Raw genomic sequence first — 16,515 nt, forward strand, 5'->3', positions numbered from 1 at the left:
CCAGACCTTTCCGGGCGTGACCTGTCGCACGCCGGCCGGCCTGAAATCATGCGAGAAATCGTTCGAAACCGAGGTAAAATCGAACCCGGCCATCTTGGGGATCGACCAACCTCTGATCTATAGTTTGAGCGGATCAGGTTCGCATCCCGAGGTTGCTGCCGTGAATGATTTGCAATGGGCTCCCGTCGGCCCGCCTCAACCGATACCGCCGCCGCTGCCGCCCGCGCGGGTCGACTTCAGCGGCGATCGCTCGGAGTTCCGCAGGCTGGTCACCAAGGGCGCGGCACTGGAGCTCGTCACCTTCGGCTTCTACCGGTTCTGGCTCGTTACCGACATCCGCCGGCATTTGTGGTCGAACACCTCGATCGACGGTGACGCCGCCGAATATACCGGACGCGCCAGGGAGCTCCTGATTGGTTTCCTGGTCGCGCTCGCGATTCTCGTGCCGATCTATGTCGTCTATTTCCTGATCACCATCGAGGCCGAGCGCTGGAAGGGCTTTGCCTCGACGCCGCTGTTCATCAGCTTCTACGCCTTCGGCCAGTTCGCGATCTATCGGGCGCGGCGCTACCGGCTGACGCGGACGGTCTGGCGCGGCGTGCGGTTCTGGATGGACGGCTCCGGTTGGGCTTATTCGTTCCGCGCCGTGCTGTGGGGCTTGCTGATGTTTCTCACGCTGGGCCTGGCGCTGCCGTGGCGCGAGGCGTCGCTGGAACGCTACAAGATGCAGCACACGCATTTCGGCGATCTGCAAGGCGATTTCGAGGGCGACGGCTGGGTGTTCTTCAAGCGCGGCTGGTGGCTGTGGCTGCTCACCCCGATCGCGATCGTCATCTTTCCGCTCGCACCGTTCCTCTATGCCGAGTTCAAGGCGCGCGAATGGCGCTGGTGGCTCGACGGCATCCGTGTCGGCGGCGTCAGCCTGTCCTCGACACTGCCGCACAACGCGTTCTACGGGCTCTATTGGAAGGTGATCGGCTGGTGGCTGCTGCTGACGACGGTATACGGCGCCTATCTCGCCGGAGCCATCGCGCTCACCGTCAAGCTCGGCGACGTGCCGCTCGAGCAGGCGGCCGGTCCTGGGGCGCATGCCGCGAACATCCCGATGCTGGTCGTGACGGTGATCGGCTATTTCGCCCTTGCGCTCGGCGCCAACATCGTCATGCGGGTCTATCTCCAGCGCGATCTCTGGGTGAAGGTGCTGGAAACCGTCGAGGTGCACGACATCGCAGCCGCGGCGGATGTACGCGGCAGCGGCGAGCTCGCCAGCGCACTCGGCGAAGGTTTTGCCGATGGGCTCGATGTCGCGGGATTTTGAGCTGTGAGTGAAGTGACCGCCGAGGCCGGAGCCGAGACGCAACCCGGAAAACCAGCGATCTTCTTCGACGGCGTGTCGAGCCGAAGGCGACAGGTCACACTGACGCTCGGGGACGCGCTCGAGATCGCCGAGCTCAGCGACGTGCAGGCGGGATCGACCGTCACGCGCTGGGCCTATGCCGAGATCCGCCGCGCCGACAGCCCGGCCGGTATTTTGCGTCTGACCTCGACCTCCGCCCCGCCGCTGGCGCGGCTCGAGATCCGCGACATTGCTCTCGCGTTGGAGATCGTCGTGCGCTGTTTGCGGCTCGACGAGCACCTGACCACGCGCCGCGGGGTTGCAAAAATCGTCGGCTGGTCGGTTGCTGCCGCCGTCTCCATCGTTTGCGTCGTAATGTTCGGGGTGCCGCTCGCCGCGGATCGCCTGGCGCCGCTGGTGCCGAAACCGATCGAGCGGCGGATCGGAGATGCGTCCGAGGTCCAGGTGAAGACCATCTTCGGCCGCGAGTCCTGCAGCGACCCGGCCGGTCAGGCGGCCTTTTCTAAGCTGGTCAATCGCCTGCGCGATGCCGCCGGCCTCGACGACGACTCCATGACCGCCGGTGTGCTGCCGACCTCGGTGCCGAATGCGTTTGCGCTGCCCGGCGGCAAGGTCTTCGTGCTGAAGGGACTGCTCGACAAGGCCGAAAATCCCGACGAGCTTGCCGGCATCATCGCCCACGAGCTCGGCCATCTCAAGCATCACGACAACATGCGCGGGCTGATCTACAATGGCGGCACCTCGTTCCTGATCGGCCTCTTGTTCGGCGACGTCACCGGCTCGTCCGCCGTGATCTTCGCCTCGCGCAGCGTGGTCGAAGCCTCCTATTCGCGCGAGGCCGAGACCGGCGCCGACACCTTCGCGATCGATATCATGCACGCGCTCGGCCGCTCGCCGAAACCGTCAGCCGAATTGATGTTCCGCATCACCGGCAAGGAAGGCGGCTCGGGCTTTAGCACGATCCTGGCGAGCCATCCGCTTACCGAGGACCGCCTCGCGCGCATGACGAAGGAAGATCGCCCCGCGAGCGGCCCGCCGCTGCTGACGGATGCGGAGTGGCAGGCGCTGAAGGGGATTTGCGGCAGCGGGAAGATCTGAGCTTCTTATCTCGTCCCATAAGCGCGGTCGCCGGCGTCGCCGAGGCCTGGGAGAATAAAGCCGTTCTCGTCGAGCCCCTCGTCGACTGCGGCCGTCCAGATCGGGACGTCCGGATGCAGCCCGCGCAGCCGTTCGAGCCCCTCGGGTGCGGCAATCAGGCAGGCGAGGCGAATGTCCTTGGCGCCGCGCTCCTTCAGCCGGTCGATCGCGGCAACAGCCGTGTTAGCGGTGGCGACCACCGGCGTGACCACGATCGCAAGCCGCTCGCCGAGGTCGGACGGCGATTTGAAGAAATACTCGACCGCTGCAAAACTGTGCGGCTCGCGATAGAGTCCGATATGCGCCACGCGCGCGGTCGGCACCAGGTCCATCATGCCGTCGACGAACGTCGTGCCGGCGCGCAGCATCGGCACGAACACCAGCTTCTTGCCGGCGATCTTGGCCGAATGCATGCGCGCAAGCGGCGTGTCGACCACGACATCCGTGAGCGGCAGGTCGCGCGTCACCTCGTAACACAAGAGCATGCCGATCTCCTTGATCAGCTCCCGGAACGATTTTGTCGAGATGGATTTGTCCCGCACCAGCGTCAGCTTGTGCTGGACCAGCGGATGATCGACAATCGTGACGCCTTCCATGATCGAGTGCTCCTGAAATTCATCAAGTGAATACGTTGGGCGGCAACTATGGTCTAGAAAACGGTCCCGTCGCTGATCACCTTGAGCGGCGGCGCGCCGTCGGGACGGCGCGCGAAGGCGATGGCGCGGCCCGCGGCCCAGGTGCCGCCTTCCAGAATGCTGGCGAGCGGCAATGTATCAGACGTGCGTCCGAGCTTTGCGCGAACCAGTCCGGCGAGCCGGTCCAGCAGCGCGACGGTCAGCGCACGCCATTCGACGACGAGCAGCGAGTCCACCGCATGCGCGCGCGCGGCGTCCGCGGCATCGCGCAGCCGCAGCACCTCGTGATCGACGAACAGGCCGCCATTGCGGTATTCAGCAAGTCCGGTCAGGCCGTCGATGTCGGTCACTTCAAGACCTGCGCGCTGGAGCGGCTCGATCAACGAATAGCTCAGCCATTGCGACAGCTTGTGCAGGGGAACGAGGCCTGTGGTCGCATCGTCCGCCTTGATTGCCGGATGATGCCAGCAATCGCCGAGCGGAACGCCCGCGAGTTCGAGCCGCGATGGCCAGATCGGCCCGAGCTGGTTCAGCACCGCGGACAGGATGGCAGGCGCGGGAATAGTGCCGTTGTTCGCACTCGTCGCGATGTGGTCGAACAAGCCGCCCGGCCGCGGCGTGTCGTGCAAGCCGAAAACCTCGGCGCGCTCTGCGACCAGCCGGCCCAGACGTCGCAGCAGATCCATGCGTCCTTCGAGGCCGAGCAGCGGATTGGCATCGCTCACCTGAAAGGCGGATGTGAGCGCGGCGAGCGGCAGTTTTGCGAGTACGTCAGCATCGACCCGGAAGGGTGCGCGCGCATCGCCGGAAAACAGGCCGCTTGCGAACATGTCGAGGCTTGCGATCGCAAGCCCTTCGGACCGGCCGATGCCTTGCCCCGTCACCGCGTCATGGTATCGCCACGTTGCGCCGGCGCCGGCATCGAGCAGCACGCTGACGATGGCGAGGTCGAACTCCGCGCGCGCACGCGCCGCGCGATCGGCCCATGAGGCGGCGTCGGCAAGTCGCGCCCAACGGTCGACGCCGCCAAGCACGAAATGTCGCCACCGCGCATGGAAGGGAATATCGAGCGTCGGATAAGCCCGTCGCGTCACCGCGACCACGGCGTCGGCAACGCCGTCCATGCGATCGAGATCGATGGTGAAATGCGTGAGCCCGCCATTCAGGCCGATATCGAGCATCTCGCCAGCCCGCGCGCGAACCGCTGCTGCGGAGAGCAGCGAGCGGGCCTGTTGTTCTTTGCTGTCCGCCATCAATTGATCAGTATTTTTCCAGCGAACGCCCGACCACGCCGTTGACGTCCTTCTCGGGCGCAATGTCGGTCGAGTAATATCCGGCGGCTTTCTTTGCGGCGATCTCGACATAGGCGTCGGCCGGAATGAGCTCCGCCGGAATCGGCACGCGCTCGACGATGTCGATGCCCTGCGAGGTCAGCGCGTCGTGCTTCATGTCGCTCATCGACAGGAACCGGTCGATGCGCTTTAAGCCCAGCCAGTGGATCGTGTCCGGCATCAGTTGCTGGAAGCGGGCGTCCTGCACGCCGGCGACGCATTCGGTGCGCTCGAAATAGGCCGCGGCCGCGTCGCCATCCTCCTGGCGCTTGCGGGCGTTGTAGACTAGGAATTTCGTGACCTCGCCGAGCGCGCGGCCTTCCTTGCGGTTGTAGATGACGAGCCCGAGGCCGCCCTCCTGCGCGCCGCGCGCGGATTCCTCGATGCCGTGGATCAGGTAGGGGCGACAAGTGCAGATGTCGGAGCCGAACACGTCGGAGCCGTTGCACTCGTCATGCACGCGGCAGGTGATCTTGGTGCGATGGTCGGGCAGCTTGGTCACGTCGCCGAACATGTAGATTGTGGTGCCGCCGATCGGCGGCAGAAATACCTTCATGTCCGGCCGCGTCACCAGTTCGGGGAACATGCCGGCGGTCTGCTCGAACAGCGTGCGGCGCAGCTCTGTCTCGCCGGTCGCAAAGCGTTCCGCCAACCCCGGCAGATACCAGACCGGATCGATCGCGATCTTCACCACCGACACGCTGCCGTTGGCGTGCACGACCTCGCCGTCGGCGCGCAGCCGCTTTGCGGCCAGCGCCTCACGGATCTCCGGCAGGTCGAGCCGCGCGCGCGTCACCGCGATGCTTGGGCGGATATCGACGCCCTCGGCGATGTCCTTGCCGAAATTCTCGGCGACGAGATGGCCCCAGGGATCGAGCGCAACGATCTTGGCCGGCTCGCTCCATTGCGGAAACGGCCCGATGGTCGCCGCCGGAAAGGTGTTGGTGAGATCGGGGCGCCGGATCGGATCGAGCGCGCCGGCAGAAACGGCGAGCGCGCGGTACATCGCATAGGATCCGCCATGGCTGCCGATCACGTTGCGATCCTGCGCGCGCGACACCGTGCCGATGATCGGCCCGCGGGCGCGCGCATCCGCGGCGCCCCAGTGAATCGGAAAGGCGGCCTTTCTGCCTGGCTCCGGATGGGAGGTGAGGCGGATATGGTCGGTACGGTTCGCGCGGCTCATGGCCAAACTCCCAAAAAGCCAACGGCCCGCCGCTCGGACGGGCCTGGCTCGGTCGCGCTGCCGGCACGGACTCCGGCGACGCAATCCAACATATTGTAGCGGCCAGCCACGACAGACAAGTTAATCGTGTCGCGCGGGGCAGGGCCGTTCGCTGCCAAATTCCCGTCATCAGCGCGCCGGCAGGGCTTGCCCGGGCGCCGCAACCTGGCGCTGGCTAACCTTGCCCGTGCGCCAGAACGATTGGCGTAAGAGGCTGAAGTAGCTATATTTTTCATGTTTTCAAGGGGCGGCGCATGGCTTGCGCGTTGGCGTCGAATTTCTGGACAAAACATGTCATCAGTCCAAATCGTACAGATTGCCTTTGCCTCCGGAGACCGCCATGACCGCCGCCAGTTACATCGACCCCCGCAACGGAAAGCTCTATCCGCTCGACGAGCCGCGGTGGTGCTCGGACGAGCGCACGCCACTGCTGGTGACGCCGGGGGCAGGGATGTCACGCGAGGACATCGACGGCCGCACGCGATCGCTCTGGCGCTACAAGGCCGCACTGCCGGTCGAGATCGCAAGGCCGATCACGCTCGGCGAAGGCTGCACGCCGCTGGTACAGCAGGACTGGGGCGATCTGCGCCCGTTGTTCAAGCTCGAATGGTTCAACCCGACCGGCAGCTTCAAGGACAGGGGCTCCGCGGTCATGCTGTCCTTCCTGCGGCAGATCGGCGTCGACGCCATTCTGGAGGACTCTTCCGGCAATGGTGGCTCCTCGATGGCGGGGCTTGGCGCTGCCGGCGGCATGCGTGTAAAGATTTTGGCGCCTGCGTCGACGTCGCCGGCGAAGATCGCACAAGTGCGCGCTTACGGCGCCGCGGTGCAGCTCGTCGAGGGGCCGCGCGAGGAGTCGGAGGCCGAGGCCATCCGCCAGTCGAGCCAGACGTTCTACGCCAGCCACAATTGGCAACCGTTCTTCCTCGAAGGCACCAAGTCGCTTGCCTATGAGATCTGGGAAGATCTCGGTTTTCGCGCCCCCGACAACGTCATCGTCCCCGTCGGCGCCGGCAGCAGCCTGCTTGGTTGTGCCTTCGGCTTCCGCGAGCTGTTGAAGGCCGGCCAGATCGCAAGACTGCCGCGCCTGTTCGCGGCGCAGCCGCAAAATTGCTCGCCGATCGATGCGAGCTTCAAGGCGGGTGTCGACACGCCGGTGCCGCGCGAGGTGAACAAGACCATCGCGGAAGGCACCGCCATCAAGAACCCCCTGCGCCTGCGCGAGATCATCGACGCTCTGCGCGAGAGTGGCGGCGGCACCGTTGCTCTCACTGAGGACGAGATCGTCGCCGCCCTGCGCCGCCTTGCACGGCAAGGCCTGTTCGCCGAGCCCACCAGCGCCAGCGCGGCCGCCGCGCTGGAAAAACTCTCCGCCACAGGTGCCATCAAGGTGAGCGAGACCACGGTCGCGGTCCTCACCGGCACCGGCCTAAAGGCCGCAACCACGGTCGCTGATCTCGTGCAGTAGGCCGGGCGATGGCTCTTACCCTCCCCTGGAGGGGGAGGGTCGATCGCGCGAGGCGCGAGCGGGGTGGGGGGGTCTATCCGCACCGGCCCCCCTTCTGTGGTGAGAAGGTCCCCCCCCCCCCCCCAACATTTTCGCTTCGCTCAAATGCGAGCCGACCCTCCCCCTCCAGGGGAGGGTAAGAAGGCGCTCACTCCTTCAGATCATTCACCCGCTTCACCCAGGCGCGCACGTCGATGAGCACCTCGGGCAGCACCGACCTGACTTCCAGCACGGTCATGCCTGGCTTGATGCGGGGATCGTAGAGCAGATTGAGGATGTATTGGTCGTAGACGTCAAAATAGCCCATCGACACATTGTCGTTGAACATCGTCCACGGCACGCTCGCGGTGTCGTTGATCGGGCCGAGCGATTGCAACAGCTCCTCATAGGCGCAGTCGAGGAAGGTGAAATCGCCGTTGTCGACGGTGAGGATGACGTCGGAATGCTCGATCTCGAAATTGTCGTTCTTGCGGAAGCCGGACAGGCATTGCGGATCGAGCGAGGTACGGATCTCGCGCGCCTTCTCCGCGCCGTAGAAGCTCGTGATGGTGCGGTAGAGATCGCGGTCGCGCACGAGCTTCACCCGCACATTCGCCGCCTCGCTGGTGTCGGTCATGGCGATGTCGAGATGCTGCACGCGCGTGCCGATGTCGGCCACGACCCTGGCGAGCTGCGCCTTGCGGTCGGCGCGGTCGCTCTCGGTGAAGACGCGCACCGGCCCGTCGAACTTGCGGATGCGGTCGACGCGGCCGGCGAGGTGGTATTCGGCGCCGAAGGCGGTCTTCAGAAAGCCGTCGACGATCTCGGCGTCGGTAAAGCTCTTCTTCTCGGCACGCTGGCGCGAGGCGATCGCGGGCAATTCGCCCGCTTTGGCCATGGTAGCGGTGTCACCGGCGAACATGAGCGCTGCGAGCGCCAGCAGGGCGAAGCGAACGGCAGGCGAGGGCGGATGCAATGCGCTCATCGTCGCACAACGCTGCCGTATTCGCTGGCTGCGCACAAGTCCGCAAATTCACGCGCCCTGCAGGTTCCGGCCGTGGCCGCCCGGCTAGTTGTTGTTCAGGACCACCACGGTGGTGCCGACCGAGACGCGGCCATAGAGGTCGGTGACGTCGTCATTGGTCATGCGGAAGCAGCCCGAGGAGACCGCCTGGCCGATCGTCTCCGGCTCGTTGGAGCCGTGGATGCGGTAGAGCGTCGAGCCCAGATACATCGCGCGCGCGCCGAGCGGATTCTCGATGCCGCCCTTCATGTGGCGCGGCAGGTCCGGCCGGCGCGCAATCATCTGCGACGGCGGCGTCCAATCCGGCCACTCCTTCTTGGCGGTGATCCTGTGCACCCCGCCCCAGCGGAAGCCGTCGCGGCCGACGCCGATGCCGTAGCGGAGCGCCTGGCCGTTCTGGAGCACCAGATAGAGCCGCCTCTCGGAGGTGTTCACCACGATCGTGCCGGGGGCGTAGTTGCCGGAGTAGTTGACGGTGGTGCGGGGGATCGGATTGGCGCCGGAACGGAAGAAGTTCGGGCCACCGCCCATGATGTCGCGCGTGTCGAATTCCTCGGCGAGTGCGCCGCCGGCGGTGGCCGTCAGCAGTGCGATGGCGGCGATCGGCGCGGCAAAAAACCGGATCATTGTATCCCCCAGCAAAAAATCGATTCAACGAAAGCCAGAGGCCATATTTGCGGGCATTTCGCAAGCCACGGCCCCGTGAGGGAGGTCATCCCCGGCGTTTGGCGTTACCAAATCGGCAACCTCGCCAATTTGCCGAAAAGCATCAGAGCATTTTCAAGCGAAGTGGATACCGGTTCGCATAAAGAAAACGCGTCAAAACAAGAATCTAGAGCCCCGTTCCGATTCCATCGGAACGGGGCTCTAGCCAAACCAGAGCGTCGTCGTGCGGGGCAGGGCCGCAATGCCGGCTATTGCTTTGACGAGGACCGCGAACAATGATTGATCGAACGGATCATTGGAAATTGCTGGTTGCGGGAGCTTTGGGATGAACGGTGCGGAAAGCCTGGTGCGGACGATGGTCAAGGGTGGGGTCGACGTCTGCTTCTCCAACCCAGGCACCTCCGAGATGCATTTTGTCGCAGCGCTCGACCGCGTGCCCGGCATGCGCTGCGTGCTCGGCCTGTTCGAAGGCGTGGTGACCGGCGCCGCCGACGGCTATTTCCGCATGAAGGGCACGCCGGCCTCGACGCTGCTGCATCTCGGCCCCGGCCTCGCCAACGGCCTTGCCAATCTGCACAACGCCAAGAAGGCGAATTCCGGCATCGTCAACATCGTCGGCCAGCATGCGGTCTACCACATCGGCTTCAACGCGCCGCTGACCTCCGACATCGAGGGCCTGGCCCGGCCGATGTCGTCCTGGGTCCGCACCTCGCCGGATTCCAAATCGGTCGCCGCTGACGGCGCCGCGGCGATTGCCGCCGCCAAGAGCGCACCGCCGCAGATCGCGACCCTGATCCTGCCCGCCGACACCGCCTGGAACGAGGCCGACGGCATCGCCGAGGTGCCGGCCGAGCAGCAGCGCGCGAGCTATTCGCCGCAGGCGGTCGAGCAGGCCGCAAAAATCCTGCACGGCGACGGCGAGGGCACGCTGTTGCTGATGACCGGCAGCGCGCTGAGCGAGCAGGGCCTGGCGCTGGCCGAGCGCATCGCCAACAAGACCGGCTGCACGGTGATGGGCCCGACCTTCCGTCCGAAGATGGCGCGCGGTCGCGGCCGCTTCTCGATCGACCGCATTCACTACGTGATCGAGAACGCGCTGCCGATGCTGGCAAAATTCCGTCACATCGTCCTGGTCGAGTCCGACGATCCCGTGGCGTTCTTCGCCTATCCGAACAAGCCGAGCATGCTCAAGCCCGAAGGCTGCGACGTGCATCGCATGACCTCCTGGGGCGAGAATTCGGTGGCGGCGCTCGAAGCGCTCGCGGGTGCCCTGAAGGCGAGCGCGAAGGACCTCAAGCCGCAGGCCTTGCAGGAGCTGGTCAAGCCGACCGGCGCGCTGACGCACGCCTCGATCGCGCAGGCGATCGCCTGTGCGATCCCCGAGAACGCGATCATGGTCGACGAATCCCTCACCACCGGCCGCGCTTTCTTCCCGCCGACGGCGGCCGCCGCTCCGCACGACTGGCTCCAGAACATGGGCGGCTCGATCGGCTTCTCGACGCCGCTGTCGATCGGCGCCGCGATCGCCTGTCCGGACCGCAAGGTGATCTGCATGGTCGGCGACGGTAGCGCAATGTACACGATCCAGTCGCTGTGGACGCAGGCTAGAGAGAACCTCAACATCGTCACCATCGTGTTCGCCAACCGCATCTACCAGATCCTGCGCGGCGAGTTCGACAATGTCGGCGCCGGCGAACCCGGCCAGCGCGCCAACGACATGCTCAAGCTCGACCGGCCGACGCTGGATTTCGTCGCGCTGGCAAAGGGCATGGGCGTGCCGGGCCGCGCCGTCACCAATGTCGACGAGTTCAACAAGGCGCTGGCCGAAGCCGTTGCCGAGCCGGGGCCGCGGCTGATCGAAGTCCAGATGTAGGGAGGTCGGTCTCTTCACCTCTCCCCGCTCTTCCGCGGGGAGAGGTCGGATCGCTCCCGGCGATGCGAAGCATCGTCCGGTGCGATCCGGGTGAGGGGCAAGGCAAGCTGCGGACCCAGGCAAAGGACCATCCGACTCGCACGCCGCGCGCGTTCGACCTATCATTCCAACCGAACTCGTGGAGGCGGCCCCTCACCCCACCCTCTCCCCGTAAAGAACGGGGCGAGGGAGCGAGAGACCGGGCGGGACGCACAAGGTCGATAGGGTCGGGAGGCACGATGCAGACCGAGCTGAACAAGGTGGTTGCGGCGCTCGGGGATTTCTACGCCCACGAAGGATTCCTGTTCGAGAAAGACATCGGCGAGCGCGCCATCACGCATCGCTTCGCCGTCTATCTCGAGCGGCAATTTTCGGGCTGGGCGGTCGATTGCAATTACGACCGGCTCGGCGAACGCACGCTGCATCTGCCGCACGGCACCATCATCTCGACCGACGATCATCTGGGAAAGTCGATCTATCCCGACGTCGTCGTGCATCAGCGCGAGATCCCGAACAATCTGCTCACCGTCGAGATCCGCAAGGCGAGCAATCACACGCCACTGGAGCACGACCAGCACAAGCTGAAGGCGCTGACCGATCCGCATGTCTGGTTCGCCTATTGGATCGGCGTGCTGCTGGTGCTGGACAAGGACAGCGTGACGATGTCGGAAGTGTATGTCAGTGGTGTCGTCGATCAGCCGTTGTCAGTCTGGTTCGCCACGCGGCTTGCGGAGAGCGGTCTCGGGGCGACACATTAGGGCGTCTACTTCATAAACGTCAGATGTCGAGGACAGAGCGGAAGGCGCCCCACTTGGCCCAGCGGGCCCATAGCTGACCTCATCTCCAGCGACCAGTTCGGCGCATGGGAAGCTGCATCCACGTCGTCATGACGGGCTATTCGTGCCTGAGAGAAAAGCCGTCAGCCAATTCCGGAGCGGGAACGGGCGGGCAATGTCCTTCAGGCCTTATTGCATCATCAAGTGATCGTTCGAGGATATTCGGGCCCCAGACGATGAAGCGGATGTCTCCCGTGCTCTTGGGGTACAACGGGCCGACCCGTCGCCCGTAGCGCGGACCAGCGAGGCTCCCAATGATCCATGCGTTGCGCGGCCAGGGCATGAACATCCAGAGCCGGTTGATGTCCAGCGCATAGTTAAACGAGACGGTCGAACTCTGGCTAGTGGCCTTGACGTAAGCATCGGATTTTCCGCGATCAACATCATTGCCGTTCGTATTTCGGTATTCTGCGCCGACGGCCCGAAGTGTGGCATGCATGATCGCGAGCCGCGAATAAATATTTGTCTCGCCACCGCTCAAATCATCGAACAAATCATCGAGCCTTAAGGCAAAAGGTTTGTCGCCCAGCATTAATGACGGCGTCGGAAACGGCAGTAGAGACTTGGCGCGTGCCAGATATGCGCGATAGTCGGCGTTCGACACTGGGCCAAATGTGCAATTATCTTGCTCGGCATGCCCATCTAACAGAGGCGCATAATTGGCAACAACGGCCGCGACGACGACGATAAGGCCAATTCTCTGCTTACGGTTCATTTCACGCGCTCAATCCACCGAACTGAGCGTTAGACCTTACAGTTAAAGGTTGCATCTTTGCTAACGGCCCGATTTACGCTGGCGGGGGATCGAAAACGCCTTCTGCTAATGGCCGAAGGCCGCCATGGCGGTTTCAGTGTCGCCTTCTGAGAGCAAACCGGATGCGCCGCGTTTTTGTGAGTCCATGCCCTGGAGCGAATTGAGTTTTGTTGAATCGAGGCGCGCTCAGGACGCGATTCACCTCTCCCCGTCGGGGAGAGGTGGACCACCAAAACCGCTCGCGTGATGCGAGCGGCCTTTGCGTCATCGTCCGTTGCAAGTTCAATGCAAGGGATCGCCCTGGCCCAGCGCATAGGCCACGAGATCCTTCAGTTGGAAATCGGTGCCGGTCACCGGCGCCCAATTCGGGTCGAGCGACAGCACGGAGGAATTGTCGCCGAACATCATGCCGAGGAAGACTTCGGCGACGATGCGACCGCCCACCGGGCCGAGCTGCGGCGTCTTGACAGTGCCGGGTCCGCCGGTGACGGGGATCGGGACGTCGGCCTGGAACTGCCGCGCCTCGGCGAGGATGTAGGTCCAGAGCGGGCAGTTGCCGGCAAACGCACCGTTCGCGATGGTTGCGATTTTGGTCTGCGGATCGCCCGGTCCAGGTTCATCGACGGCCCTGCCGATGACGATCTGGTCGTCGGTCAGCGGCGTCAGGTGCATCGCCCTGGCGACGGCCTGGCCCGAGGGCAGGCCAAGCCGCCAGCTGCGTTCGAGATTGCGAAGCGCCAGCGATGCCGGATTTGAGGCGACCTCCGGCGGCAGCTTGCGCAGCGGATCGACCAGCGAGGTGTCGATGCGATAGGCGAACTGAAGCCGTCGCTTGTTGTCCGTACTGTTGTCGTCCTCCACGCCATAGGCGCGCGTGTCGATGTCGATGAAGCGGCCCCAGTCGATGGCGCGTCCCGGACCCATGGCGCGGAAGCCGGTCAGCGCGTTCTGGTCGGGGTTGTTGGGATCGGGGAAGATCTGGAGCAGCATGTTGTCGGCGTCGTTCAACCGATAGCCGGGCCGGATCATGGAGTGACCGAGTCGATAGGCCGCAACCGAAAACTCGACCGGCATGTATGGAAAAGTCTTCCAGTGATAGTAAGCGAGCCTGCTGTGATCGTAGCGGCCCGCGGTCCTGAGATCGTTCAGCACGTTGGCGTTGACGATGCGCGGCAGGAAATCGTTCAGCACGACATACTGGTAGTGGAAGCGGACACGCTGCTGCACGTCCTGGAAGGAGAGGCCGTCATTGTCGTCGACCATGCGGTTGTGGAATCGCTGCATCAATCCCTGCAACTGCGAGACGATGCTGTTCTCGTCGTTGCGGGGATCACCGATCAGCGCGCGGCCCTTGAAACGCGGCAGGTCGTTGGCGTTGGATACGCCGGTGCCGGTCAAGGGATCACCGAGCAGGAACTTGCCGTTGTTGTCGTACATGTAGGGCTGGTCACCCGGACCGCGCCCATAGAGATTGTCCAGGTCCAGCGCCGGTGTGCGGAAATCGACGAGCCCGTCAGGGTCCTGCTGCTTGGTCAGCAAGCTCACGGGATCGAAGGTGATGTCGTGATCGATGAACTGACCGAAATAGGTGTAGAGCGCGGGAATCCCGCTTTCTTCGGCATCGGGACTGTCCTTGGGCGGATCAAAGTCGCCGACCATTTTGTCGGCCAGCGCCGACAGATTGGCGATGTTGTCGGCATCATTGGGACCGAATTTCGCCGGCGTCAGATTGCGGAACATCCGGCCGAAGCGGCCTTGCGAAAGCGACGAACGGACCGCGTTCAGACCGCGTGGAGCAATTGCGTGGCGGCTGCTCATAAATAACCTCCTGAAAAGTCACGATGAAAACGACTAAAGCTAAAGTTGTTCGTAACAGAATATGCAGGTGAGGCTAGATCAGGCGATGCGAGGCCACAAGCCGTCAGTTCACACGGCGCGCGACGATGATGCTGTTTCGGAGGAGGGAGGTTGCGAACAAGCTGCGGGCGCGCTTTGCAAATTTTTCCCGCGTCGATGTCGAATAACATTCTCGTCATCGACGTCAGCGGCGTGATGCGAATGTCAGCCTCGCCGACCTAATCGGCGAGGCGGTTGTCGTTGCGAACATCGTGTTCGCGTAAAACGTGTGGTGGCGTGCGCACGCCTTCGCGTCATCAATAGTCGCGCGGCTGCGAGAACGCGTAGCGCGGATTGACACCGCAATAGGCCGACGTGCCGGAAGCCGTGGCGAGGCATTGCTGATAGCTCGCGAACTGGCAATTGCCGGGATAGCCCCAGATGCGGCCTTGCAGGCAGTATCTGTCGTTGCCGGCGTGGGCCTGGGCCGCAGGGAATGTCGCGGCGATCAGCGTTGCGAGTGATGCGAGAGTGAGAATGGTGCGACGCATGTCAGACTCCTTCGAGAATGGTGGATGAGGAACATCAGCCGAGCCTCTCATGTTCCGGGACTCGCCCGACACATTGTCGTGCCCGTCCTGGAATCCGCTGCGCGTGCTGCGCTCGACATGCGCTATGATGACGCAAGCTGCTGCGGGCTATGTGATCTCGGCCACAGTTTGCAGCCTGGTCCCAGCCTAGGGTTGGCCACTTGCACGCGTCGATCCCGCAGGACTACGCTTCCGTCATTGAGGATCAGGCATTTTGGAGGTTCTGATGCAAAGATCATATTTGCTGGCTGCGACCGCAGCGCTGGCGCTCATCATGCAAACACCGCTCGCGCTGGCGCAGAGCGCGCCGGCTGCGGGCAGCACCCCACCGGCAGCCGCGACCACCGCGCCGCCCGCTGCGGCCACTGCGCCGGCGGCAACCTCCACGCCGGCGGCAACGACAACGCCGGGCGCAACCACCGACACGTCGAGCCCGTCGACCGGCTCGAAGAAGAGCGCCGAAAAGAAACCTGCGAAGAAGAAGATGACGCGGCAGCAGGAGATCGATCATTCGGTCGATAGCGGCACCGTGCCGGCGCGCTATCGCAGCTCGGTGCCGAAGCAGTACCAGCAATATATTCCGTTCGATAAGCAGTGATGGATCGCGGCGCGACGCGATTTTGGCGTTGCGCCGCGCGGGGAGCAAACACGCTAATTGGCGTACCTTGTGGCCGTCTGCTGTAGCGGTGCTAGAGTAGGCCAAAGCCCCGGGGAGAAGTGATGAGCGATGATGCGAAGGATGCTGGCCTTGTGGCGATGATCAGCAGCATCCTGGGAGGCAACAAGCGAGCTGAGTCCGTTGAACCGCCTCCGCTTGCCGAATTCGTTCCAGCAACGCCGACGAGCGAACCGGAACCACTCGCGGCACAAATCCCGGAAGCAGGACCGCTAAAGCGCCAGGATGCGCCGAATGCCGCGGTAGCCTCCGCGAAGCCGATCGAGCCAGCCAGTCAATCCCTGACGCCGGATGGCAAACGACGACTGCCTGCGGAGGCGATTGCCGATCTCGTGCTCGGCGAGTTGCGCAAGATTGAGGACTTTCCGGCGTCCGGTGCCTCCGTCACGGTTTACGGCTATCGGCACTGGAACGCCATGATCACCTTCGCGCCGTTCTCGACCACATTCCGGAACGCGACGCGGTTCCGCCAGGCCATGCCGGACCTCGTCTTCAAGCTCCGTCGTTTCGTCGAACTTGAGATATAGGTCTGGTACAGCCGTTAACAGTTCGATGGGAACTCAGGATTGAGCGTCGCCTTTACCAAAGAAGAGAGTGCCGAAACTGCGTCCGAGACGCTGTTGCCGGATCGTCCGATCTCGCCTCACCCCAATCTGGTGACGGAGGCGGGCTTGCAGGCCTTGCAGTTGCAGCTTCGAGAGGCACGTGAGGCCTATGAGGCCGCGCAGCGCATCGAGGATGTCAATGAAAAGCGCCGGCAGTCGGCAGTTCCCTTGCGCGACGCGCGCTATTTGACGGAACGGCTGCGCACAGCGCAACTGGTTCCTAATCCAGCGTCGATCGAGACGGTCGCCTTCGGCAGCACGGTGACGTTCAGCCGCGCCGACAGCCGGGTGCAGACATACCGGATCGTCGGGGAAGACGAAGCCGATCCGAAGGCCGGGTCGATTTCATTTGTCGCTCCGGTCGCGAGGCTGATGATCGGCAAAGCCGTCGGCGACGTTGTTGGTTCGGGCACTCAGGAGATCGAGATCCTGTCGATCGCGTAGC

At 63.9% G+C, this 16,515-nt stretch carries 16 protein-coding genes; 8 read left to right on the forward strand and 8 right to left on the reverse strand.

Annotated features, from left to right (window positions below; translation table 11 throughout):
• Positions 1–160: 160 nt before the first annotated feature.
• Together ABIB73_RS35330 and ABIB73_RS35335 are read left to right on the forward strand one after the other, a co-directional pair.
• Positions 161–1,318 carry a YjgN family protein gene (locus ABIB73_RS35330; protein ID WP_354231855.1) on the forward strand — a complete coding sequence of 386 codons (1,158 nt, stop codon included), beginning with the start codon at positions 161–163 and terminating at the stop codon, positions 1,316–1,318.
• Between the two features lie 3 nt (positions 1,319–1,321).
• Positions 1,322–2,455, forward strand: a complete 1,134-nt coding sequence (locus ABIB73_RS35335) for a M48 family metallopeptidase (protein WP_354231856.1) — start codon at positions 1,322–1,324, stop codon at positions 2,453–2,455.
• A 5-nt stretch (positions 2,456–2,460) separates the two neighbouring features.
• Here the strand turns inward: ABIB73_RS35335 and upp are convergent, their stop codons facing one another.
• Genes upp through ABIB73_RS35350 form a run of 3 tightly spaced genes read right to left on the reverse strand, consistent with a single transcriptional unit; the run spans position 2,461 to position 5,646 of the window.
• Positions 2,461–3,090: a uracil phosphoribosyltransferase gene (gene upp, locus ABIB73_RS35340; RefSeq protein WP_354231858.1), complete on the reverse strand. Its 630-nt coding sequence runs from the start codon at positions 3,088–3,090 to the stop codon at positions 2,461–2,463.
• Positions 3,091–3,143: 53 nt separating this feature from the next.
• On the reverse strand, positions 3,144–4,382 hold the full coding sequence (locus ABIB73_RS35345) for a URC4/urg3 family protein (protein WP_354231860.1): 1,239 nt from the start codon (positions 4,380–4,382) through the stop codon (positions 3,144–3,146).
• Between the two features lie 7 nt (positions 4,383–4,389).
• Positions 4,390–5,646: a GTP cyclohydrolase II gene (locus ABIB73_RS35350; protein ID WP_354231862.1), complete on the reverse strand. Its 1,257-nt coding sequence runs from the start codon at positions 5,644–5,646 to the stop codon at positions 4,390–4,392.
• Between the two features lie 379 nt (positions 5,647–6,025).
• Here ABIB73_RS35350 and ABIB73_RS35355 point away from each other — a divergent pair, with 379 nt between their 5' ends.
• Entirely contained in the window at positions 6,026–7,153 is a 1,128-nt protein-coding gene (locus ABIB73_RS35355) for a threonine synthase (protein ID WP_354231864.1), read from the forward strand.
• Between the two features lie 187 nt (positions 7,154–7,340).
• Here the strand turns inward: ABIB73_RS35355 and ABIB73_RS35360 are convergent, their stop codons facing one another.
• Entirely contained in the window at positions 7,341–8,156 is an 816-nt protein-coding gene (locus ABIB73_RS35360; protein WP_354231866.1) for a DUF2927 domain-containing protein, read from the reverse strand.
• Positions 8,157–8,240: 84 nt separating this feature from the next.
• The gene (locus ABIB73_RS35365) at positions 8,241–8,822 is read right to left on the reverse strand and encodes a L,D-transpeptidase (protein ID WP_354231868.1); all 582 of its coding nucleotides are present in this window, start codon (positions 8,820–8,822) and stop codon (positions 8,241–8,243) included.
• Between the two features lie 364 nt (positions 8,823–9,186).
• Between ABIB73_RS35365 and ABIB73_RS35370 the strand changes: the two genes are divergently transcribed.
• Both ABIB73_RS35370 and ABIB73_RS35375 read left to right on the forward strand, forming a co-directional pair.
• Positions 9,187–10,734, forward strand: coding sequence for an acetolactate synthase large subunit (locus tag ABIB73_RS35370; protein ID WP_354231870.1), 1,548 nt, complete (start codon positions 9,187–9,189; stop codon positions 10,732–10,734).
• A 278-nt stretch (positions 10,735–11,012) separates the two neighbouring features.
• The gene (locus tag ABIB73_RS35375; RefSeq protein ID WP_354231872.1) at positions 11,013–11,531 is read left to right on the forward strand and encodes a hypothetical protein; all 519 of its coding nucleotides are present in this window, start codon (positions 11,013–11,015) and stop codon (positions 11,529–11,531) included.
• A 136-nt stretch (positions 11,532–11,667) separates the two neighbouring features.
• Here ABIB73_RS35375 and ABIB73_RS35380 read toward each other — a convergent pair whose 3' ends face one another.
• From ABIB73_RS35380 to ABIB73_RS35390, 3 genes are all read right to left on the reverse strand, one after another.
• On the reverse strand, positions 11,668–12,324 hold the full coding sequence (locus tag ABIB73_RS35380) for a hypothetical protein (protein ID WP_354231874.1): 657 nt from the start codon (positions 12,322–12,324) through the stop codon (positions 11,668–11,670).
• A 321-nt stretch (positions 12,325–12,645) separates the two neighbouring features.
• A complete protein-coding gene (locus ABIB73_RS35385) occupies positions 12,646–14,181 on the reverse strand; it encodes a peroxidase family protein (RefSeq protein ID WP_354231876.1) in 1,536 nt (511 codons plus the stop codon).
• Positions 14,182–14,516: 335 nt separating this feature from the next.
• A complete protein-coding gene (locus tag ABIB73_RS35390) occupies positions 14,517–14,750 on the reverse strand; it encodes a DUF3551 domain-containing protein (RefSeq protein WP_354231878.1) in 234 nt (77 codons plus the stop codon).
• Between the two features lie 265 nt (positions 14,751–15,015).
• Between ABIB73_RS35390 and ABIB73_RS35395 the strand changes: the two genes are divergently transcribed.
• The 3 genes from ABIB73_RS35395 (at position 15,016) to greA (ending at position 16,514) form a co-directional block, all read left to right on the forward strand.
• Entirely contained in the window at positions 15,016–15,387 is a 372-nt protein-coding gene (locus ABIB73_RS35395) for a hypothetical protein (RefSeq protein WP_354231880.1), read from the forward strand.
• A gap of 122 nt (positions 15,388–15,509) precedes the next feature.
• Complete coding sequence (locus ABIB73_RS35400) at positions 15,510–15,992, forward strand: hypothetical protein (RefSeq protein WP_354231882.1); 483 nt, start codon at positions 15,510–15,512, stop codon at positions 15,990–15,992.
• A gap of 39 nt (positions 15,993–16,031) precedes the next feature.
• The gene (greA, locus tag ABIB73_RS35405) at positions 16,032–16,514 is read left to right on the forward strand and encodes a transcription elongation factor GreA (protein WP_354231884.1); all 483 of its coding nucleotides are present in this window, start codon (positions 16,032–16,034) and stop codon (positions 16,512–16,514) included.
• Position 16,515 lies beyond the last annotated feature (1 nt).

It is taken from the genome of Bradyrhizobium sp. F1.4.3, from assembly GCF_040548375.1.
Taxonomy (GTDB): Bacteria; Pseudomonadota; Alphaproteobacteria; order Rhizobiales; family Xanthobacteraceae; genus Bradyrhizobium.

Coding starts and splice junctions, on each gene's coding strand:
- upp (WP_354231858.1), bottom strand. CDS start 3,090: ATGGAAGGCGTCACGATTGTCGATCATCCGCTGGTCCAGCACAAGCTG.
- ABIB73_RS35345 (WP_354231860.1), bottom strand. CDS start 4,382: ATGGCGGACAGCAAAGAACAACAGGCCCGCTCGCTGCTCTCCGCAGCA.
- ABIB73_RS35350 (WP_354231862.1), bottom strand. CDS start 5,646: ATGAGCCGCGCGAACCGTACCGACCATATCCGCCTCACCTCCCATCCG.
- ABIB73_RS35355 (WP_354231864.1), top strand. CDS start 6,026: ATGACCGCCGCCAGTTACATCGACCCCCGCAACGGAAAGCTCTATCCG.
- ABIB73_RS35360 (WP_354231866.1), bottom strand. CDS start 8,156: ATGAGCGCATTGCATCCGCCCTCGCCTGCCGTTCGCTTCGCCCTGCTG.
- ABIB73_RS35365 (WP_354231868.1), bottom strand. CDS start 8,822: ATGATCCGGTTTTTTGCCGCGCCGATCGCCGCCATCGCACTGCTGACG.
- ABIB73_RS35370 (WP_354231870.1), top strand. CDS start 9,187: ATGAACGGTGCGGAAAGCCTGGTGCGGACGATGGTCAAGGGTGGGGTC.
- ABIB73_RS35375 (WP_354231872.1), top strand. CDS start 11,013: ATGCAGACCGAGCTGAACAAGGTGGTTGCGGCGCTCGGGGATTTCTAC.
- ABIB73_RS35380 (WP_354231874.1), bottom strand. CDS start 12,324: ATGAACCGTAAGCAGAGAATTGGCCTTATCGTCGTCGTCGCGGCCGTT.
- ABIB73_RS35385 (WP_354231876.1), bottom strand. CDS start 14,181: ATGAGCAGCCGCCACGCAATTGCTCCACGCGGTCTGAACGCGGTCCGT.
- ABIB73_RS35390 (WP_354231878.1), bottom strand. CDS start 14,750: ATGCGTCGCACCATTCTCACTCTCGCATCACTCGCAACGCTGATCGCC.
- ABIB73_RS35395 (WP_354231880.1), top strand. CDS start 15,016: ATGCAAAGATCATATTTGCTGGCTGCGACCGCAGCGCTGGCGCTCATC.
- ABIB73_RS35400 (WP_354231882.1), top strand. CDS start 15,510: ATGAGCGATGATGCGAAGGATGCTGGCCTTGTGGCGATGATCAGCAGC.